Consider the following 20,035-nt stretch of genomic DNA (forward strand, 5'->3'; position numbering starts at 1 on the left):
TAATATACACCTCTTACCATATACCATGTAAATCATGAAGTATATTTAAATTTGGTTGATGTTCCTTAACTGCAAAAAGAATCGATATTTGCGGATTCAGGTATTGAATTAATTGATCCGATAACGGGTCTTCCTTATTGCTGTTAGGGATTTTAAAAACATTGACATCCTTAAGATTCTTCTTAAGAAGTGTTTGTTCTGCACGATGGCTAAAAGAAGTCATCAAAAAAATATTGTGCTCGAAAAAATTTAGCATTAAATCCATTCCTTCATTTGGTTCATTCCCAACGAACTGAACTTCAGCTGTCATCTCGGGGAAAATTTCTTTTTTTGTACCCTCTACCCAGGATATGAACGAAATTGGAATGGATTGGTCTAAATTTTTTGCTAATAGCTTCGAAAGTTCAGGTGTAGTGATAATTTCTTTTATATTATATTTCGTAATTACTTGGTTAATTTTATTGTATGATAGTTCCTGTCCATTATTTGTTAGGATTAAGGTAGAAATCTCTTTAATATTATAAAGGGAAAGCCAGCTTTCTAATTCTGCTTTCGTTCCTTTCCCACCAGCATTTATCAATATATTTTCATTATTTGGTCCTTGGACAAGTGTCGCTTCCCCTGCAGAAAGACCCAAAAACGTCACCGCAGCTTCATGCTCCTTAATATTTAATTCGACATTTTCAACTTGACCAGTAATGGATGTGTCACCCTTTGCAATTAAGGTGCTTGGAAAAAATATGGCTAATATAATAAGCAATATTTTCATACACACTCCTCCTATTATCTAATAGGATGTGTAATCTTCCATATTTTTATCATAACCAAGTATGAATAAATTCCACTAATTCATAAATTTCCCCTTTTTTTATTGGGATAGCGGGTATTGATTTTAAAAAGGATTTACCGTATTTGGTTGTAACAATCCTTCTATCAAATACAAACATGATTCCCCGGTCTTGTTCCGTCCGAATTAATCGGCCAAATCCTTGCTTAAAGCGAAGGATGGCTTCAGGCAGCGAGTATTCGGTAAAAGCATTGCCGCCTTGCTGCGCGATCAACTGGCATTTTGCTTCTGTCAGCGGTTCGTCAGGCGGGCTAAATGGAAGCCTTACAATAACAAGACAGGATAGGTCTTCACCTGGAATATCTACACCTTCCCAGAAGCTGCTCGTCCCTAGTAAAATAGCCTTATGATAGCGCTGAAAATTCCTCGTTAGCCTTGTACGGCTTCCGCTCGAAATTCCTTGAGCAATGAGGACATACTCATTAAGAAAGCCGCTTTCCTTAATCAACTCATACGTTTTCTTTAGCATGTCATATGCTGTGAAAAGGATTAGCATTCTTCCTTTTGTCGCCTCAGCTATGGTAATGATATGTTCGGTTATTGCAATCACATACTCATCCATTGTCACTGTATTTATTTCAGGTAAGTCTTCAGGAATGAAAAGCTGAACCTGGTCTTTATATTGAAATGGAGATGAAATCATCATTTGCACAGATGAAACAACATCAAGTCCAAGTTCCTTCATGATAAAATTAAAAGAGTTATTTACTGAAAGAGTGGCTGATGTAAGCACAACTGCCTTTTTTGGACTGAAAAATTTCTCCTTAAGCTGTTCAGCTACAAAAGCAGGCTGTGCGATAAAAGTTGTTACATTTTGCGGTGAGCGGGTGTCCATTTCAATCCATTTTACATCCTTCGATTCTTTAATAAAGCAGCTAATCACTGTATTTCGCAGCTCGCCAAGTTCATTTACGAATGTATAGGTTTCTTCGATTTTATTTTCTTCCAAACTCGTTAACGAATATTTCTCTTTTTTTATCAACTCGAGACGCTCGTTAATGGCTGAGTATAAATCTTTAAGTAAAAAGCTAAACCTCTCTGCACTATGAACAAGTGCATTTCTTTCTTTCCCGCTATCAGCATGAGAAAATCGAACTTTAATACGATTTAATCCCTTTTTGTTAGTTACCTTTGTCTTTGCAAAAAGGGCGATCAGCTTAAAGAATTCATCCATTTCATAGTTAATGTCCATTACCATTTGATTCAACTCAAACGCATGCATGAGATTTCTCCCTTGTTCAGGGATGGAAGATAGGATCTCCTCCAACTCATAAAAGAGCTGTTTTTGTTCATAGAGTCCAAATTGACCTATAAGCAGCCGAGAGGATAGATAATCCAAAGAAAAGCCAAAAAACTGGCTCGCCACTTTTTGAAGGTGATGACCTTCATCAATAATTACATAATCAGCTTTAGGTAAAATAGATCCTTCACCAATAAGATCACTAATTAACAATGAATGGTTTGTAATGATAATATCAGCAGCTTGTGCTTTTCTTTTTGCTTTAAGATAAAAATCTCTCTCCTGCCAACCTAGATTTGGTTTAAAAACAGTTGGTTCATCCTTGATTTTGTTCCAATAAATGAGGCCGCCGCTTGAAAGATTCAATTCATCCTTATCACCGATTTCTGTTTCAGTCAGCCAAACAAGAATCTGCATTTTTGTTAAGGTCGTATCATAATTATCGTTTTCATCCATTAACGTCTGATGAAACTTTTCTAGGCTTAAATAATGGCTCCTCCCTTTAAGAAGAACAGAACAGAGTTTAAAAGGAATGATTTTATCCAAGAGCGGAATTTCTTTTTTCATAATTTGTTCCTGCAGTTGTATCGTATGTGTACTAACGATAATAGGAAGATTGTGTTGTTTTGAAAAGTACGCAATTGGAAGGAGATAGCCAAGTGATTTACCTACTCCTGTTCCAGCTTCGATTAAAGTATGCCTTTGATTTTGAAATGATTCGTAGACGGTGTCCATCATCAGAAATTGTCCAGATCGCTTTTCAAAGAATTGAAAGCCGTGTTTGATGATCTCAATTTTGTCTTCTTCACTTGAAGGGTACTTCTGAGAATCATTATTCCCTGATTTTATTTCATTTTCTACAAAATTCTTCTTTAAAGCAATATCATTATATACTTCAATAGACTCTGGTAATTGCTCTCGCTTTTTTCCTATTGTATCGACTATTTCATCTAATAGCTGTTGTAGATCGCTTTTTAGCCCTCCTGCTAACTGACTAAGCTGCCCAATCGTTATTTGCGGTAATGAAGATAATTTTTTTAACAAGATAAGAAATAATTCAGCAGTAACCTGTGCATCACTATCTGCCTGGTGTGGCCGGTCATGATTTAGTTTCTCTTTCTCTGCTAAATCGGAAAGCTTATAGCTATCAGCGGTAGGGTAAAGGATTCTTGCCATTTCTACCGTATCTAAAACAGGACCAAAAAATCCTTCACATCCAGATTGGATTAATTCTTCCTGAAGAAATGATAAGTCAAATAATACATTATGGGCAACAAAATAGGCACCATCCAACAAAGAAATAACCTTCTCTGCTATTTCGGAAAATAACGGTGCATCCTTTACCATTTCATCATTTATACCAGTCAATTCTTCAATAAATGCTGGTATCATTTTTTGAGGATTGATGAGTGACGAGAATTTATCAGTGATGTGGCCGTTTTCTATTACCACTGCAGCAAATTGAATAATTTTATCGCCCTTTTTAGAAAGATTGCCTGTTGTTTCTAAATCAACGACAACGAATTTATTTAACATTTCAATAACACCCCAAACCTTCGCTCCTTAAACGGTATCACATGAATCTTAAAAAAGTAAAAGAAAACAAACTTTAATTGATTCAAATTCTACCATTGTCGAAAGAAAAATAAAAATACAAAAAAAATCCCCAATGATTGGGGACTTCCTACATTATTGTGTGTGCTGGTTCTTGATAGATGAGTTCTTTAATTCGATTATTTTCATCCATAATGGCTACTTTTGGAGTGTGGGTTTGTACCTTTTCTTCTGGGACAAGTGCATAAGATATTATTATGACAATATCCCCTTCTTGTACAAGGCGAGCTGCTGCACCATTTAAACAAATAACACCGCTTCCCCTTTCTCCGGGAATAATATACGTTTCCATGCGAGCGCCATTATTGTTGTTTACAATTTGCACCTTCTCATTTGCCACCATTCCTACAGCATCTAAAATATCTTCATCTATGGTAATACTGCCAACATAGTTTAAATTAGCCTCTGTAACGGTTGCCCGGTGGATTTTGCCATTCATCATCGTACGAAACAAAGAGTATTCCTCCCCTGATGTCATTGCATTTTTAGATTAATCTATTTGAATTATGAAATTGTCTATTAAACGAACATTTGAAAATTTAACTGCAATAGCAATAATAATAGTACCATTTATTTTTTCCAATGGTTTTAATTGCGGATAAGAAAAAATTTCCACATAATCAATTTGTCGATTTGATTCACGATTGATCATTTCGTTGATCATGCAAATTAGATTAGCAGGATTCTGCTCACCATGATCGATTGCTTCTTTTGCTGACTGCAGGCTTCTATAAAGGACAGTTGCTTGTTGTCTTTCTTCTGGTAATAGATTAACATTGCGTGAACTTTTCGCAAGCCCGTCCGCTTCCCGAATAATGTCGACTGAAATCAACTCTATTGGAAAATTGAAATCAGTGATTAATCCATCAACCACAGCCACTTGTTGTGCATCCTTTTTCCCAAAATAAGCCCTCGTTGGCATTATGATCGTAAATAGTTTTGTAAGTACTGTTGCGACCCCGTCAAAATGGCCAGGACGAGACTTGCCGCATAATACGTCTGTTCGTTCCTGTACAACAACCTTAACAGAAGGTACGTATGGATACATTTCCTCTACTGACGGATAAAAAATGTAGTCTACCTTTTCAGCTTCCGCCAAGGAGCGGTCACGATTAAAATCACGGGGATACGTTGAAAAATCCTCGTTTGGGCCAAACTGCAGCGGATTAACAAAAATGCTTAAGACGACAATATCATTTTCTTGCCTTGCTTGCGATATTAGTGCTAAATGACCTTCATGCAGAAATCCCATTGTGGGGACAAAGCCAATCGTTTTCCCAAAACCTTTTTGCTTCAATATTTCAGCCCGCATGTCCTTAATGGCAGTAATTACTTTCATTTCCTTCCTCCATATAGAACCTTCAGTTCATCTTCCTTCATTGTAAAAGAATGTTTATCTTCAGGAAATTGTTTATTTTTTACATCAGAAGCATATGCTTGTATCGATTCGATCATAAATGGATTGACAGAATAATACTGTTTCACAAACTTTGGTACCCGATCTACACCATACCCTAAGATATCATGGTAGACGAGAACCTGCCCATCCACATCCATTCCGGCTCCAATTCCGATCACAGGAATGGAAATCGACCTAGAAACTTCTTCAGCCAGCTGCTTAGGTACACATTCCAGGACAATAGCAAATGCACCAGCTTCCTCAATATTTTTCGCGTCTTCGATCAATTTTCTCGCTTTGGACGCATCCTTAGCTTGCACTTTATAGCCGCCTAAAACCCCAACGGATTGCGGCGTCAGCCCTAAATGTCCACAAACTGGGATCCCAGCTTTTGTGAGAGCAGTGATTTTCTCGACTACTTCATCAGCCCCTTCCAGTTTAACGGCGTGTGCACCTGCCTCTTGGAGAAGCCTTCCTGCATTGATTAGTGTATCCTTAACGGATAAATGATAGGTTAAAAATGGCAGATCAGCAACGATAAATGTATCCTTGGCACCTCGTTTAACTGCTTTTGTGTGATGAATCATGTCTTCCATCGTCACAGGAATAGTCGAGTCATATCCAAGAACAACCATTCCCAGGGAATCCCCGACTAAAATGACATCAACTCCCCCTTGCTCAGCCTGCTTTGCAGACGGGTAATCGTAGGCAGTCAACATGACAATTTTTTCATTGTTTTCTTTCATTTTCAAGAAATCCGTTGTTTGCTTCATCATTTTTCCCTCCTTAAAATATGGGAGAGGTGATAAAACGAATTTGCAGAGCAAATAAAAAAGATCCTTCTGAAGGCAGAGGATCCCAGTTACTCTTTAGCATGTTCCATCCCTCTGTCCCGGTCCGAAATACGGATCTAGGCAGAAACCTGTTTAATTATGATTATGATTCACAAAAAGGTGCAGTTCTAAAAAGATACTGCCCAAGGAAATTATAACAAAAGTTACAAGAAAAGCGCAAGCGCCCGTTTAGCGGCGTATAGACTGGAGCGCTTCGACTGAGATAAAGGAAACACGGAGAGCGATAGCGATCCGATGTTGACTTATCATAGGGAGAAGAGCGAAGTCTACTAGCCGCTGGGCACTGGAGCTGGACAATTCTCAAAGTCGAAATTTATACTTTTTTATCTCTTAAGAAAAGCGCAAGCGCCCTTATTAAACCTCGATGTCAGCAGAATAAATATGGTGAACGAAACCGGTCTCATCCTCCAATTTTAATACTCCTTCATCGGTAATTCCAAGTGCTTTTCCTTCAATGACATTTGTTAACGTTCTTGCTTTTAGGAACTTACCGATACTGACAGCATATCCTTCCCATAATAGCTTTATTGGGACAAAGCCTTGTTCTAAATAAAGTAAATATAATTTTTCAAAGTGCTTGAAAAAACTTTTGATTAATCCGGCTCTGGAGATTACCTCTCCTTTTTCAATAAATAGAGAACTAGCCTTTTCCTGAAGCTCGCTTGGGAAATCCTCTTTCTTTTGATTCACATTGATGCCGATCCCAATAATAATCGAATGAATGCGATCTGCTTCTGCTTGTAATTCAGTTAAGATCCCGGTAACTTTTTTGCCATTCAATAAAATATCGTTAGGCCATTTTATTTCTGGCTGCAACCCCGTTTCCTCTTCCATTGCTTGAACAATTGCGACCGCAGTTAATAGTGTCAGCTGGGGGGCTTTTGTCAGTGGAATGTTTGGTCTAAGAATGAGACTCATCCATATCCCAGTATATTTTGGAGAATGCCATGGTCGATCCATTCTTCCTTTCCCTGACCGTTGTTCTTCAGCAATAATGATAGTTCCTTCTGGTTCTTCCTCATTGGACAGCCGATGAGCAATTTTTTGTGTAGATTCTACGCTTTCTTCATAATGGATGTTCTTGCCAATAAAGTTGGTTGTTAATCCTAACCTGATTTCATCCGCTGTTATTCTTTCAGGGGTTTTTACAATCCGATATCCTTTATTTCTAACTGCCTCTAATTCAAAGCCTTCTTTTCTTAATTCTTCTATATGCTTCCAAACTGCTGTCCTTGAACAGCCAATTAGTTCAGCTAGATGCTGCCCCGATAAAAAAGTATCGGCAGTTTTTGTAAAGGCATCGAGCAATTTTTTTCTTATTTCTGACTGCACGTCAATAGCCACTCCTTAATCTTTTGCTTATCATTTTCTACTTTTGCGTCAACAACCGCCTGTTCAATTTTCAATATCGTCTTCTTTAACCATGGGCCTCCCTTTTGATTAAACCATTCCATTAAATCACCGCCTGTTACAGCCAAATCAGAGCGCTGCTTAATCGGAAGCTTTTGATATTGATTAAGCAGGTTTTGGATGGATTCTGTCCCTTTTAACCCGATTATTACGTTGTACAACTTTTCTGTTGAGGTAATGAGGTTACTGCCAGCAATATATAAATCATGAACGGCCCATTCTTGTTCAAGCCTTTTTTCGACAAAAAACAAAATATGCTGAATATCTTTTATTTCTTTAACAGGAAGCCGCCAATTTCGTAAAAAATCCTCAATCGATTTTTCCACTACATTTAAACAAAAAAGAAGTAATGCCCACATTTCATTTTTATTAAGATCTTCACAGTTAAAATCTAACAATTTTTCAATCTGTTTTTCTTGATTAGCTAATCCTGGTAAATAAGAAAATAAATTGGTTTCCAGTAATATCTTTATCGCATTATTACGATTATTTCCAACAAGTATCTTTTCAAACTCTGCTCTTTTTCGTTCTATTGCAATATTTTTAAGCAAGGGAACAAGAGTTGTTAAAGCCTGAAGCGTTGCGTCTTCAATAGAAAAGGAGAGTTGGCTGACAAATCGAACCGCTCTCATCATCCTAAGTGCATCTTCCTGAAAACGGTCAGTTGCTGAACCAACAGTCTGAATCTCCTTTTTCCTAATAGCTGATTGCCCATTGAAAGGGTCTATAAGCGTTCCAGTTCGATCCATTGCCATCGCATTCATGGTAAAATCTCTTCGCTGTAGGTCTTCGTTGAGATTACGAATAAATGAAACCTCTTTTGGTCTTCGATAATCCTGATAATCCCCTTCAGTCCTAAAGGTAGTAATTTCATAGGATTTATGATCGAATAAGACGAGAACAGTTCCATGTTCAATACCGATATCAACAGTTTTGGAAAAAATACCCTTCACTTCTTTTGGTGTTGCTGACGTGGCAATATCAACATCACTAATCTGCCTATTCAGAAGGTAATCTCTAACAGAGCCGCCTACAAAATAAGCCTCAAATTCTGCATCCTCTAATCTTTTTAATACTGGAATCGCTGATAAAAATGGTTCTATCATCTATTTCACCTTAATTCAGCAGGCTAAAATAAAGCTGCTCATATTGTTCAACTATTTCTTTATCCTTAAATTTTGTTCGAACAGTATTTACAGATTGACAAGAAAATTGTTGATGAAGCTTGCTATCCGTTAAAAGAGAAATGGCTTTTCTCGCAATATCCTCAATATCAGCTACTTCACATATATATCCAGTTTCACCGTGTAGAATTACTTCTGGGATGCCGCCAACATTCGTCCCGATACAAGGTACGCCACATGCCATTGCCTCTAACACTACGAGGCCAAAACTTTCTTTTTCCGACAATAACAACATTAGATCACTAATGGAATACAATTCTTCAAGATTTTCTTGTTTTCCAAGGAATATTACCTGATCTTCGATTGATAGCTTTCTAACCAGTTTACAAACTGTGGTCATTTCAGGCCCATCACCAACCAACAGTAATTTTGCAGGCATGATGGTGGAAATTTTCGCAAAGGTTTTCACGACATCCTGTACCCGCTTTACGGCACGAAAATTAGAGACGTGGATAATAACTTTTTCTTCTTCCTTTATTTGAAGTTGTATCTTCAAAGAAACTGCATCGCTTTTATGATATATCCGTTCATCAATAAAATTATAAACTGTTTCAATATGTTGATCTGGATTAATAAGCTCAATTGTTTGATTAACCAGTGCATTTGAAACAGCTGTAACGGCATCTGACTTTTCAATCCCAAATTTAATCGCATCTGTTAACGATGGGTCATAGCCTAATACCGTTATATCTGTACCATGTAAGGTCGTGACTATTTTAAAATCACGGCTTGCCATTTGCTTTGCTAAAATGGCACAAACGGCATGAGGAATAGCATAATGAACATGAAGTATATCTAATTTTTCCCGATTCGCTACCTCTGCTATTTTACTTGCTAAGGCAATGTCGTAAGGAGGGTATTGAAAAACGGAATATTGATTGACTTCGACCTGATGGTAATAAATATTATGATACATTTTATTTAACCGAAAGGGGAGGCTCGATGAGATGAAGTGAATTTCATGCCCCTTTTCAGCGAGCATTTTTCCCAATTCCGTAGCTACTACACCAGAGCCGCCCACAGTTGGATAGCACGTAATCCCAATTTTCAGTTTCTTCATCTTCATTCTCCTATCAAATCATGCTTTAAAAGAAGTGGAACCTTCGTTTTGAAGCCCTCAGCATAGGTTACTCCGACCATTTTCCCAAACATTCTTTCCCTTGCCTCCACTGTTTCAATATACCCATTCACAAGCGGTGTATTATAGCTTTGCTCTGAATATTCAAATTGGCTTTTGTAAGCACGTAAGGCAGCAAGCTTTTTATCGATAAATGTTGAAATATCAATTGTAAAATCAGGATTATGAAATCCATTAATCATATAATAATACATTTTTTCAACTCGATGTGGATCGTTACATTTGTCTGTTTTATACTTTTTTATTCCCGCAGAAAAAACCGCTTCCTCTACAAGACGCGCACAATTACCGTGATCGGGGTGACGATCTTCGAAATAAGGAGCAAACACAACTTGAGGCTTGTACGTTCTAATGACGTCAGCAATTTTTCTTATGTACTCTTGGTTTAGTAATAACCCTCTATCCGGAAAACCCATTGTGGTCCGTACTGATACTTCTAAAATTTCAGCGGCACGAGCTGCTTCTTCTTTTCTTAATATGACATTTCCATTTGAGGAAAGATCAGCATCCGTTAAATCACATATGCCAGTTCTCTTTCCCTCTGAAACCAATTTCGCAATGGTTCCGGCCATCCCGATTTCCACGTCATCGGCATGCGCACCAAATGCAAGAATATGTAATTGCTTATTTTCCATTTACTTCACCATTCTCATGGACGATATTTCTCCATTCCAATAATCCCATCTCAAGACCTCTAATTAGTAATTCAGCTGTACCCATATTTGTAGCTAACGGAATTGAATAGACATCACAAAGTCTTACTAGAGCCGTAACATCTGGTTCATGTGGCTGCGCCGTTAATGGGTCGCGAAAAAAGAATATCGCATCCATCTGATTTTTGGCGATCATTGCACCAATTTCCTGATCCCCGCCAAGCGGACCGGATTTAAAACGCGTCAAATTTAAACCAGTTGCTTCATTAATCCTTAAACCAGTTGTCCCCGTTGCGTATAATATATGTTTTGCGAAAATGGCTTGGTAGGCTGTTACAAATTGGACTAAGTCGTTTTTCTTTTGATCATGTGCGATTAATGCAATATTCATAAAAACTTGCCCCTAACTTAAAATATTTTCAAGTCCGTAAACAAAAATAGATTGCTTCATGACTGTTTCGACAGCAACTTTTACACCTGACATAAAGGAGCCGCGATGATAGGAATCATGCCGAATCGTTAATGACTGACCATCAGCACCAAATAAAACCTGTTGATGGGCAACAAGTCCAGGCAAGCGTACAGAATGAATATGCATTCCATCGTAGTCTGCTCCCCTAGCCCCTTTTATTGTTTCCTTTTCATTTGGGTGCCCCTGCTTTTTAGCTTCTCTAACTGCTGATATCATTTCTGCTGTTTTTACCGCTGTCCCAGAGGGAGCATCAAGCTTTTGATCATGATGCATTTCAATAATTTCGACATCATGAAAATATTTAGCAGCCATTTGCGAAAATTTCATCATCAATACTGCACCAATAGCAAAATTTGGTGCAATTATACATCCTAATTCTTTTTCATTACAAATTTGTTGTAACTCTTCTAAATCTTCTTGCGAAAAACCGGTGGTTCCTACAACCGGACGAACATTATATGCGAGTGCTGTTTTGGCATGATACATACCCACTTCCGGTGTTGTAAGGTCAATTAATACATCTGCTTCAACATTTTGCAAACACTTTTCTATGTCTGTATAAATTGGCACATTAGAAATGGAATGAAAGCCATCTACATCACTTAGCATCATTCCATCATATTTATGATCAATGGCAGCAACTAGATTAAAGTGTTCTGTGTTTGTTACTAATTTCACCGCTTCACTGCCCATACGGCCGCGGGGGCCGGCAATAATAATATTAATGGTTTCCATACTCCTCACTCCATTTTATCAGTTTCAATTCTTGTCCAACGATTTTTATCCCTTGTATTAAATTTTGCCATGACATAATCATGTGCTTCTTCTAAATCTATGTTTAAGGCATTGGCAAAACAAATAAGCACAAAAAGAACATCACCTAGTTCTTCTTCAATTGCCTTTTCCGTTTCACTAGATTTTTTTGGTTTTTCACCATAATAATGGTTTACCTCTCTTGCTAACTCTCCAAGCTCCTCTGTTAGTCTTGCAAGCATGGCAAGGGGACTAAAATATCCTTCCTTAAACTGACTTATGTATGTATCAACTTCATTCTGAAGATCCTTCATCGATTTCCTATTATTCAATTTAATTTCCACCTCATTTTCTATATCGGCCAAATTTGTTATCTCTATTCCTTTTTTATGTTAGCTAAATAATGGCCTATTTACAAATGTTTTCGTTTGATTCAGGCTCATTTCTACTTCTCATTGCTCTATTACTATTAATTCGCTATAATAAAAACCGCTATATGGTGAAAAATATGGCGGAGGAGGAATGATTATGATTTTTGGACTTAAATTTAAAAATATCTTATTTATCCTTTTAGGCACAGCAATTTTTTCATTCGGTCTTGTTAATTTTAATATGCAAAATAAACTCGCTGAAGGTGGATTTACTGGAATTACACTGCTTTTCTATGGATTGTTCAACTGGGATCCATCCTATACAAACTTAGTCTTAAATATTCCGGTATTTTTTATCGGCTGGAAGTTGTTGGGAAGAAATACATTTTTATATACCATTATCGGTACAGTAGGTGTTTCCATCTTTCTTTGGATTTTTCAGCGATATTCTATAAATATGCCACTTGAGCATGATTTAACTTTAGCTGCCTTGTTTGCTGGTATTTTCACCGGGATCGGGTTAGGTATTATTTTCCGTTTTGGGGGTACAACAGGGGGAGTCGACATTATTGCAAGACTTGTTCAAAAATATGCAGGTTGGAACATCGGGAAAACAATGTTCTTATTTGATGCCTGTGTTATTATACTCTCACTCACATACATATCTTATAAACAAGCTATGTATACCCTAGTAGCTGTTTTTGTTGGCGCAAGAGTGATTGATTTCATGCAAGAAGGTGCATACACTGCACGGGGTGCGATGATTATTTCTGAAAATAATGAACAAATTGCAGAAAAAATTATGATGGAAATGGAACGTGGTGTCACCGCCCTTCGGGGATTTGGTTCCTATACAAAAAATGAACGTGATGTTTTATATTGTGTAGTTGCTAAAAACGAATTAATCCGCCTAAAAAACTTAATCACTTCTGTTGACCCGCATGCATTTATTTCCATTACTGTTGTCCATGATGTACACGGGGAAGGGTTTACGCTAGATGAAAATAAAATGCCGATTACAGATTAAAAAAGCAATGTCCTTCCCACTTAGGTGAGGACATTGCTTTTTTTAGTCATCATTTCTATTCATACCTGTAAATATTAGTACAAGTCTTAATAATTCAAGAACGGCTACTGCTGCTGCAGCTACATACGTAAGCGCAGCGGCGTTTAATACCTTCCTCGCTTCTCTTTCTTCGCGATTACCTATTAGTCCTAGCGATACAACTTGATTCATTGCACGGTTTGAAGCATTAAATTCAACAGGTAATGTGATGATTTGGAAGAGGACGGCTGCTGCCATAAAAATTATTCCAATTAATAGCATTCCACTCATATGAGCAAGAATACCAATCATAATCAGAATCCATGAAGCATTTGATCCGAAATTGGCAACAGGAACTAACATATGACGGAACCTTAGGAAAGCATATCCTTCTCCATCCTGGATGGCATGTCCACATTCATGGGCAGCAACAGCAGCAGATGCGATTGAGTGTCCATGATAATTTCCCGGTGACAAGCGGACTGTTTTGGTTCTTGGATCATAATGATCGCTTAAGAAACCGCGTCCTTCTTCAATTCCTACATTAAATAAGCCATTCGCATTTAAGATTTCCCTAGCAACCTCCGCCCCACTACGATAACTTGATGTGGGAACCCGAGAATATCTAGCGAAAGTATTTTTTACTTTCATTTGTGCCCATATAGGAATAATTACGATAATTGCAAAATAAATAAGGTAATACATATTGACCTCCAAATCAGCTCGTGATGTTATTGGTATAAAGTACGCCGATTAGACGCATCAATCCTTTAAGTCTCTTGACCGATTTTTTTTCAGAGCTTTATCACCCTGGTACTTTCTCCAGCCTACATAAGATAATGTCATGATAATAATACTTCCTGTAGAAATGATGACCCACCATAGTGAAGGGTCTGCTTCATCCTCTTCCATATTAGCAAACAGGTTTTTTAAATCTGTGTCGAGTGCATCAAGTTCCTGCTGACTTTTTGAATTATTGACAATTTGAGAACGAAATTCATTAATAAAATCAATCCGTGCATCTAATCTTTGAATATTTTCTACAGGTACATCTATTTTCATACTAGGATAAATGACATTATATAATGATAAAAAGGTGTTAAAGTTTGTATGAAAATGAGCCGTATCACCATTAAGGGCTGCTTCTTTTGCTTGGTGAAAGGCGGTCATTATTTGTTCTTCCATTTCTGTCCATAAAGGTTGATGGCTCGTTGCTAATGCATCAATAACAAGACGAAACTTTGTTAGTTTATTAATTCTTTCCTCATATTTCATGTTGGCACTTACGGCAGCTTCCATCGCTTCATCATGAGAGGTATGAACAATTCTAACCTCATCCATTGATAAGGGCTTCGTTGTCCCAGTTATGCTAGTAAATTGGTCAGAAAAATAATCCAGCAATTTTTTTGCATCTTCATATCTTTGAAACTTCACCATTTGGAGAGCTTCATCGGAGATATCATCCAGCTTCTCCATTGGCGATTGCTGTTCAGCATAAACAGTTATGGGAGTTAGCATAATGATAATTGCTAAATAAAATAACCATCTGATTTTCAATCCTTGTCCCCCCTTTCATTACTAATAAAATGTATGTAGGGTTGGACAAGGTTAGACCATTTTAAGACTATTTTATTTTAAATAAAACTCGCCTATTGGCGAGCCCCTAGGACAGAAGAAAGCGACGAACTTCGTAGCAAAGCAAAGCTTTTCGACTGCGATTCATAAACTCCGAAGCATTCCTTCGTGCACTTATGCCTTTTAGGAAAGTTATTATTTCCTATAAGTCTAGTTTAAACCTTCCAGGGCGAATAGTAAAATAATATGCAATACCTAATGAAAGAATAGAAAGCCAGAACGTAAAATAGCCAATTTGTGGTATATAACGATCAAGCATATGATAGCTAGGCAGCATAAAAAAGACGTAATCAATGACATCATTATGGAGTGTCCATATGGCTGTAATTATTAAATGCCACCATTTAATGCGGTAAAATGGTGCATACAAGATCCCTTGGACGGCCATTGCAAAATGAGAAAAAATTAACATATATCCTATCCAGTCAAGTTCTCCCGAGACAAAATAAACCAGAATGTTCATAACAACGGCCCATATCCCATATTTAAAAAGGGTTACAATCGCTAGAGCTTCCATTAATGGCCAGTTTTTCCGTAATAAAAATGCAATGAGGACAAAAACAAAAAACAAACTGGCTGTCGGGCTGTCCGGAACAAATGGAAGAAAAATAGCCGGTGTCTCCTTAAGCTGCCACCCATACCAATAATACCCATAAATAGTTCCTGCAATATTAACAAGAAGTAAAAGTTTAAGAACCGATCGATTTGCTAGTAGAGGATAAATCCAACCCACAAACACACCTCATTTCATCCTTTATAAGGAAATTAGTATGAATAAAAAAGCTGACGATTCTTTCGTCAGCTTTTTGCCATTTTATTATTTACCAAGGCCTGAGATAAAATCAGACAGCTTCTTAAGCTGTTCGTCATCACCTTTAAAGATTCCTGGTGGCATCTTGCCGCCCTTACCTTCTTTAGCAATCTTAGCTACTTCTTCAGGCGATAAACCAGTTCCAATCAATGTTGGAGCACCAGCACCACCTGAAAGATTATCACCATGGCAGGTTAGACATGTATTATCACTAGCAATTTTATATCCATCACTAGTCTTATCAATATCGACCTTTGCAACAATTTTACCTTGGCGCTCCGCAGCTGCCCAGTCATGTGTTGCAACTGATTGCCAAGTTAAAAATACGATAGAAGCCAATGCTAAAAGCATGAATGCAGTAGCAAGTGGACGCTTCCTAGGACGACGTTCCGGTCCACGATCGAGGAACGGTGCTAATAATAAGCCTCCAAACGCTAAACCTGGCATAATCATTGCTCCAATTACTGTATATGGACCAGATGCATATGTGTATTTCAGCAATTGATACAAGAACAAGAAATACCAGTCTGGCAATGGAATATAGCCAGTATCAGTCGGATCCGCTATCCTTTCTAGCGGAGCCGGATGTGCTACAGTTAAACATAAAAAGCCGACAAGAAATACGGCACCTATCATCCATTCTTTCAAAAGGAAGTTAGGCCAGAATGCCTCTGTCTTACCAGGATATTCTGAGTAATCCTTTGGAAGCTTCGGTGTGCGTGATTCAAGTGCTGGAACACGTGAGTCACCAACGAACTTCATACCTTTACCGCGATGCATTGAGCAATCCCCCTCCTTTTTCCGTAGAGATTTGAAAAAACTTTCAATTCCGATTTTTAAAGCGGTCCGGAAATACCTTGTTTACGAATCATCATGAAATGCGCAGCCATTAACCCAAATAATACTGCAGGTAAGAAGAATACGTGAATGGCAAAGAAACGGGTTAATGTTTGAGCACCAACAATATGTTCATGACCTGCAAGCAGTACCTTAACGTAGCTGCCTATTAATGGTGTGGCCTCAGCGATTTGCAGACCAACTTTTGTTGCAAACAGCGCTTTCATATCCCAAGGTAATAAATAACCTGTAAAACCTAATCCCAACATGACGAAGAAAATAAGTACTCCGACAATCCAGTTCAATTCACGAGGCTTTTTATAAGCACCTTGGAAAAAGACGCGTAATGTATGTAAGAACATCATTACAAGTACTAAACTTGCACCCCAGTGATGCATACCACGTACGATTTGTCCAAATGCAACTTCATTTTGAAGATAATAAACAGATTCCCATGCGTTTTTAATATCCGGTACATAGTACATCGTTAAAAACATACCGGAAAGAATTTGAATGACTGTTACGAAGAATGTTAGACCGCCAAAGCAGTATACAAACGCTGAAAAATGATGCGCTGGGTTTACATGCTCTGGTACTTCATGGTCTGCGATATCGCGCCACAAAGGCGTAATATCTAAACGTTCATCTACCCAATCGTAAATTTTGTTTAACAATGATTACGCCTCCTTCCGTGGTTTCGCTTTTCCTAAATAAAGATAACCGTCTTTTTCCTTGTATGGATATACATCAAGTGGTGCCAGTGGTGGTGTACCCTTTACATTTGTTCCATCTTTCGTATAACGGCCATAATGGCATGGACAGAAGAATTGTTCCGGGTGTTCTTTGTCAGAATTCCAGTTAACTGTACATCCTAAATGTTTACATACAGGCGATAAAGCTACAATTTTATCTGACCCCTTTTCCCGATAAACCCAGGCAGATTCTGTTACATCCGACTCATACCACGCATCTTTTTGCTTATAGGTAAAGTCAACACGTACCGGTTCCGCTGTTAATTTAGAAACCTTTTGCTTTGTAGCAATAAAATCCCCACCAGCTTCTGCCTTTAATACAGGATCCACAGCGAAACGTACCATTGGCATTAACATACCTGCAGCCATAAAGCCGCCTACGCCAGTTAATGTGTAGCTTAAAAATTGACGTCTTGAAACGCGTTCTTTACTCATGTTTATCCCCCCCTCTTTTCATGAAGTTAAGTCCAGCGGACAATTATTAAACACATATAAAACTAGGACATAACAATGATATATCAATCTGCAAGTAAGGTCAATATCATACTATTTTAAAAACATATAATCTGGAGATTTTTACTTATTTTTCATGCCATTTTTGCGTAAAGAGTGTTAACAGCTGTTTTACTTGATTATCAATAATTTCTATTTTTTGAGAATCATTCATATTCTCAAGTGGAAGGGATGGAAGCCATATTAACGACCCACTAAGCTTGTCTTCATGTATACGCCAATCAAGCTCAGAAGTGATGTAAAATATGTGCTTTAATTCACTCTTCGCAATATTTTCCTCCCATTTCAACAAATCGCTTAATGCTATTTCATTTTTTAGATATGTAAATGGAGGAAATAATATTATTCTTCCTGTAAACTGCCTTTCTAAATGGCCTGTTAAGAGTGTGATAAATTCAGCCGTTGCAGCGGAGTGTTTCATCTCACCCCCGAATGAAACGGAATATAAAGGTAAAACAGCTGTATCCACATACTCCTTTGCATTCAAGTATGTCTCTATATCTTGAGGAATCCACTTCATTTTATACACCAATCCTTTTAATTTCACTATTTCAATAATATCATTATCTCCTAAAATAATAAAAGATAAAGTCGAATATTTAGAAAAATTTCCAGTGGATTTTTAATACCTGCTGAATAAAGCAAAAGGAAGCCTGCTTATCGCAAACTTCCCTTTTGTTCAGTCACTGTTAGTTTATTTAATTGTTCAGTTAACATCTGAAAAGCCTCTCGATTTTGTTGATCAAGAGCTTCATCGATTAATTGCAGTAATTTTTCACGTTGAAAACGTTCAATACTATTTTGTAACAATTGCTCTGCAATGATTCCATCCTTTTCATTGACCTGTAAATGTTTCGGAACGAATGGATTTTCTTCGAGAACTGCCGCATACTGATGTGCCTGATTGGAGGCATGAAAATTTAATTGAATAAAAATTTCCTCGTCTCGATTTAGCCGAATATCATGAAAGGATTTTTCGGCATCAGTTGTCATAACATTTTCTTTATAAAAACGAAATGGTACTTTATCCACACAATGTGTTGACATAATCAAACCACGCGGACAATACTGCGCTTGCTCAACAAAATGAACTTTTTCCATCAGTTGATCGTGGCTCATTAAATAGTTGAGAATCCAAACACATTCTCTTCTTTTTAATTGATAATGATTTAAAAACCAGCGAATAAAGTCCTTCTTCTCGTTGACAGAAACAGGGGTTGCCATGATAATTTCCCTCCTCTGCATAATCAGCTTTTTTTATAATTGTTAATCAGTTATACGTTCAAGTAAATCTAAATACTCGACATTTGTTGGATCTTTAATTAACAGCTGTTTAAAAACTTCGGCGGCTCGGTCGTTTTTTCCTTCCTCAATTAGAAAATATCCGTAATCCTGCAAAAAGGATTCGTTATTCTTAAAAAAAGTATATGCACTTTCATATTTGTCTAATGCGTAAGAAAATTCTTCAAGTTTATCGTACGCTATGGCTGAATCCCATAGAATCTGCGGTTCTTCATCTTCTGTAATATCAAGCTGGGAAATTAATTCAATAACATCCTCATATCGTTCCTGCTGAAAAAAGAGCTTATTTAACGTAAGAGCAGCATCAATAAAACCCGGATCTAAGGCAAGTGCCTCACGGAAAAACTGTTCTGCTTCGTCCACTTTACCGAGCTTTAAAGCGATTTTCCCTCCATAGAAAAATAATTCTTTATTAAATTCATCCTGTTTTATGCCCTCTTTAATAGAGTGTAAACTATTATCAAGCTCTTCTTCCCGTTCATATGCTTTTGCAAGATGTAAATAAAGTGAATGATACTCCGGGTCAAGCCCTTTTAATTCATTGAACTTTTCAATTGCAGTCCGATTATATCCTGCCTGAAGTGCTGTAAAAGCATGACCGAATAGAGTGTTAATCTCTAATTTTTCATCAAGTGCCTGATCATAATAGGTAAGAGCCTCTTCAAAAGCTCCGGAGGCACTTAAAAGATCTGCGATCCTGCCATGTATATTGACACCGGCAATTTCGTTTTCTTCTTTTAAAACCATTTTATAAGCATTCATTGCCTTAATTATTTCGCCTTGATCACTGTAAAGTTCGCCCAAAGCAAAATCAATAATGACCTCATCCGGCAATAATTCTTTTGCTTTCAAAAGTTTTCTTTCACATACTTCATAAAGACCTTGAACTTGATAAAGGTCTGCTAACAACAGTAATGACTGACCAAAATGAACATCCTGTTCCGAAATCTTTTCTAAGACAAGGATAGCTTCCTCTTCTTCTCCTGCTTCCACTAAAATTTCACCAAGCAGAACAAGAAGTTCTCCCTCTTCGGGATATATTTCTAAAAGCTTTTCGACTAGAGCCTTTGCTTCCTCTAAAAATCCATATTGGTACAATTCTTCTCCAAGAAGAAATTTTTCATCGTGGCTGCCGTTTTTTAATACAATATTATATTCATTCAAGGCCTCTTTATGTTGGCCATTTTCTAACATATTAATAATAT

The 20,035-nt window shown here is 37.4% G+C and carries 22 protein-coding genes; 1 reads left to right on the forward strand and 21 read right to left on the reverse strand.

Annotation, left to right across the window (positions count from 1 at the left end; genetic code table 11):
- Window positions 1-13: 13 nt before the first annotated feature.
- The 12 genes from V7150_RS09390 to V7150_RS09445 all read right to left on the reverse strand — a co-directional run bounded on the left by V7150_RS09390 (window position 14) and on the right by V7150_RS09445 (window position 11,878).
- On the reverse strand, window positions 14-769 hold the full coding sequence (locus V7150_RS09390; protein WP_335516703.1) for a hypothetical protein: 756 nt from the start codon (window positions 767-769) through the stop codon (window positions 14-16).
- Window positions 770-818: 49 nt separating this feature from the next.
- Entirely contained in the window at window positions 819-3,623 is a 2,805-nt protein-coding gene (gene dinG / locus V7150_RS09395; RefSeq protein WP_335516705.1) for an ATP-dependent DNA helicase DinG, read from the reverse strand.
- 148 nt (window positions 3,624-3,771) lie between these two features.
- Window positions 3,772-4,155, reverse strand: a complete 384-nt coding sequence (gene panD / locus V7150_RS09400) for an aspartate 1-decarboxylase (RefSeq protein WP_335516708.1) — start codon at window positions 4,153-4,155, stop codon at window positions 3,772-3,774.
- 36 nt (window positions 4,156-4,191) lie between these two features.
- Entirely contained in the window at window positions 4,192-5,040 is an 849-nt protein-coding gene (gene panC, locus V7150_RS09405; protein WP_335516711.1) for a pantoate--beta-alanine ligase, read from the reverse strand.
- On the reverse strand, window positions 5,037-5,873 hold the full coding sequence (panB, locus tag V7150_RS09410) for a 3-methyl-2-oxobutanoate hydroxymethyltransferase (RefSeq protein ID WP_335516713.1): 837 nt from the start codon (window positions 5,871-5,873) through the stop codon (window positions 5,037-5,039). Before panB ends, panC begins: the two co-directional genes overlap by 4 nt.
- 435 nt (window positions 5,874-6,308) lie before the next feature.
- Window positions 6,309-7,286, reverse strand: coding sequence for a biotin--[acetyl-CoA-carboxylase] ligase (locus tag V7150_RS09415; protein WP_335516715.1), 978 nt, complete (start codon window positions 7,284-7,286; stop codon window positions 6,309-6,311).
- Complete coding sequence (locus V7150_RS09420; RefSeq protein ID WP_335516719.1) at window positions 7,271-8,470, reverse strand: CCA tRNA nucleotidyltransferase; 1,200 nt, start codon at window positions 8,468-8,470, stop codon at window positions 7,271-7,273. The genes V7150_RS09415 and V7150_RS09420 overlap by 16 nt, the downstream gene beginning before the upstream one ends.
- A 10-nt stretch (window positions 8,471-8,480) precedes the next feature.
- Entirely contained in the window at window positions 8,481-9,608 is a 1,128-nt protein-coding gene (gene bshA / locus V7150_RS09425; protein ID WP_335516722.1) for an N-acetyl-alpha-D-glucosaminyl L-malate synthase BshA, read from the reverse strand.
- A gap of 2 nt (window positions 9,609-9,610) precedes the next feature.
- Window positions 9,611-10,321 (reverse strand): bacillithiol biosynthesis deacetylase BshB1, encoded by a 711-nt coding sequence (gene bshB1 / locus V7150_RS09430; RefSeq protein ID WP_335516725.1) that lies wholly within the window; start codon window positions 10,319-10,321, stop codon window positions 9,611-9,613.
- Entirely contained in the window at window positions 10,311-10,730 is a 420-nt protein-coding gene (gene mgsA / locus V7150_RS09435) for a methylglyoxal synthase (RefSeq protein ID WP_335516728.1), read from the reverse strand. The genes bshB1 and mgsA overlap by 11 nt, the downstream gene beginning before the upstream one ends.
- Window positions 10,731-10,742: 12 nt before the next feature.
- Complete coding sequence (gene dapB, locus V7150_RS09440) at window positions 10,743-11,546, reverse strand: 4-hydroxy-tetrahydrodipicolinate reductase (protein WP_335516730.1); 804 nt, start codon at window positions 11,544-11,546, stop codon at window positions 10,743-10,745.
- A gap of 5 nt (window positions 11,547-11,551) precedes the next feature.
- Complete coding sequence (locus V7150_RS09445) at window positions 11,552-11,878, reverse strand: nucleotide pyrophosphohydrolase (protein ID WP_420490269.1); 327 nt, start codon at window positions 11,876-11,878, stop codon at window positions 11,552-11,554.
- Window positions 11,879-12,092: 214 nt separating this feature from the next.
- On the opposite strand from V7150_RS09445, the gene V7150_RS09450 reads away from it, so the two are divergent.
- The gene (locus tag V7150_RS09450; protein ID WP_335516734.1) at window positions 12,093-12,962 is read left to right on the forward strand and encodes a YitT family protein; all 870 of its coding nucleotides are present in this window, start codon (window positions 12,093-12,095) and stop codon (window positions 12,960-12,962) included.
- A 42-nt stretch (window positions 12,963-13,004) separates the two neighbouring features.
- Here V7150_RS09450 and V7150_RS09455 read toward each other — a convergent pair whose 3' ends face one another.
- From V7150_RS09455 to V7150_RS09495, 9 genes are all read right to left on the reverse strand, one after another.
- The gene (locus tag V7150_RS09455; protein ID WP_335516737.1) at window positions 13,005-13,685 is read right to left on the reverse strand and encodes a zinc metallopeptidase; all 681 of its coding nucleotides are present in this window, start codon (window positions 13,683-13,685) and stop codon (window positions 13,005-13,007) included.
- Window positions 13,686-13,742: 57 nt separating this feature from the next.
- Complete coding sequence (ypjB, locus tag V7150_RS09460) at window positions 13,743-14,537, reverse strand: sporulation protein YpjB (protein WP_335516740.1); 795 nt, start codon at window positions 14,535-14,537, stop codon at window positions 13,743-13,745.
- A 220-nt stretch (window positions 14,538-14,757) separates the two neighbouring features.
- Window positions 14,758-15,348, reverse strand: coding sequence for a DUF1405 domain-containing protein (locus tag V7150_RS09465; protein ID WP_335516743.1), 591 nt, complete (start codon window positions 15,346-15,348; stop codon window positions 14,758-14,760).
- Between the two features lie 84 nt (window positions 15,349-15,432).
- A complete protein-coding gene (locus V7150_RS09470; RefSeq protein ID WP_335516745.1) occupies window positions 15,433-16,206 on the reverse strand; it encodes a menaquinol-cytochrome c reductase cytochrome b/c subunit in 774 nt (257 codons plus the stop codon).
- A gap of 56 nt (window positions 16,207-16,262) precedes the next feature.
- A complete protein-coding gene (gene qcrB, locus V7150_RS09475) occupies window positions 16,263-16,937 on the reverse strand; it encodes a menaquinol-cytochrome c reductase cytochrome b subunit (RefSeq protein WP_335516748.1) in 675 nt (224 codons plus the stop codon).
- Window positions 16,938-16,940: 3 nt separating this feature from the next.
- Window positions 16,941-17,450, reverse strand: coding sequence for a ubiquinol-cytochrome c reductase iron-sulfur subunit (locus tag V7150_RS09480; protein ID WP_335516751.1), 510 nt, complete (start codon window positions 17,448-17,450; stop codon window positions 16,941-16,943).
- A gap of 145 nt (window positions 17,451-17,595) precedes the next feature.
- The gene (locus V7150_RS09485) at window positions 17,596-18,075 is read right to left on the reverse strand and encodes a YpiF family protein (RefSeq protein ID WP_335516754.1); all 480 of its coding nucleotides are present in this window, start codon (window positions 18,073-18,075) and stop codon (window positions 17,596-17,598) included.
- Between the two features lie 110 nt (window positions 18,076-18,185).
- A complete protein-coding gene (locus V7150_RS09490) occupies window positions 18,186-18,752 on the reverse strand; it encodes a ReoY family proteolytic degradation factor (RefSeq protein WP_335516757.1) in 567 nt (188 codons plus the stop codon).
- A gap of 42 nt (window positions 18,753-18,794) precedes the next feature.
- Window positions 18,795-20,033: a tetratricopeptide repeat protein gene (locus V7150_RS09495; RefSeq protein WP_335516760.1), complete on the reverse strand. Its 1,239-nt coding sequence runs from the start codon at window positions 20,031-20,033 to the stop codon at window positions 18,795-18,797.
- Between the last annotated feature and the right edge of the window lie 2 nt (window positions 20,034-20,035).

This window comes from Neobacillus drentensis (assembly GCF_036965245.1).
Taxonomy (GTDB): Bacteria; Bacillota; Bacilli; order Bacillales; family Cytobacillaceae; genus Neobacillus; species Neobacillus drentensis_G.

Excerpts from the sequence above, each read along its gene's own strand:
- dapB (WP_335516730.1), bottom strand. The coding sequence starts at position 11,546 with ATGGAAACCATTAATATTATTATTGCCGGCCCCCGCGGCCGTATGGGC.
- V7150_RS09420 (WP_335516719.1), bottom strand. The coding sequence starts at position 8,470 with ATGATAGAACCATTTTTATCAGCGATTCCAGTATTAAAAAGATTAGAG.
- bshA (WP_335516722.1), bottom strand. The coding sequence starts at position 9,608 with ATGAAGAAACTGAAAATTGGGATTACGTGCTATCCAACTGTGGGCGGC.
- V7150_RS09480 (WP_335516751.1), bottom strand. The coding sequence starts at position 17,450 with ATGAGTAAAGAACGCGTTTCAAGACGTCAATTTTTAAGCTACACATTA.
- V7150_RS09390 (WP_335516703.1), bottom strand. The coding sequence starts at position 769 with ATGAAAATATTGCTTATTATATTAGCCATATTTTTTCCAAGCACCTTA.
- V7150_RS09470 (WP_335516745.1), bottom strand. The coding sequence starts at position 16,206 with ATGCATCGCGGTAAAGGTATGAAGTTCGTTGGTGACTCACGTGTTCCA.
- dinG (WP_335516705.1), bottom strand. The coding sequence starts at position 3,623 with ATGTTAAATAAATTCGTTGTCGTTGATTTAGAAACAACAGGCAATCTT.
- panC (WP_335516711.1), bottom strand. The coding sequence starts at position 5,040 with ATGAAAGTAATTACTGCCATTAAGGACATGCGGGCTGAAATATTGAAG.
- bshB1 (WP_335516725.1), bottom strand. The coding sequence starts at position 10,321 with ATGGAAAATAAGCAATTACATATTCTTGCATTTGGTGCGCATGCCGAT.
- V7150_RS09450 (WP_335516734.1), top strand. The coding sequence starts at position 12,093 with ATGATTTTTGGACTTAAATTTAAAAATATCTTATTTATCCTTTTAGGC.
- mgsA (WP_335516728.1), bottom strand. The coding sequence starts at position 10,730 with ATGAATATTGCATTAATCGCACATGATCAAAAGAAAAACGACTTAGTC.
- V7150_RS09455 (WP_335516737.1), bottom strand. The coding sequence starts at position 13,685 with ATGTATTACCTTATTTATTTTGCAATTATCGTAATTATTCCTATATGG.
- panB (WP_335516713.1), bottom strand. The coding sequence starts at position 5,873 with ATGAAGCAAACAACGGATTTCTTGAAAATGAAAGAAAACAATGAAAAA.
- V7150_RS09490 (WP_335516757.1), bottom strand. The coding sequence starts at position 18,752 with ATGGCAACCCCTGTTTCTGTCAACGAGAAGAAGGACTTTATTCGCTGG.
- V7150_RS09445 (WP_420490269.1), bottom strand. The coding sequence starts at position 11,878 with ATGAAGGATCTTCAGAATGAAGTTGATACATACATAAGTCAGTTTAAG.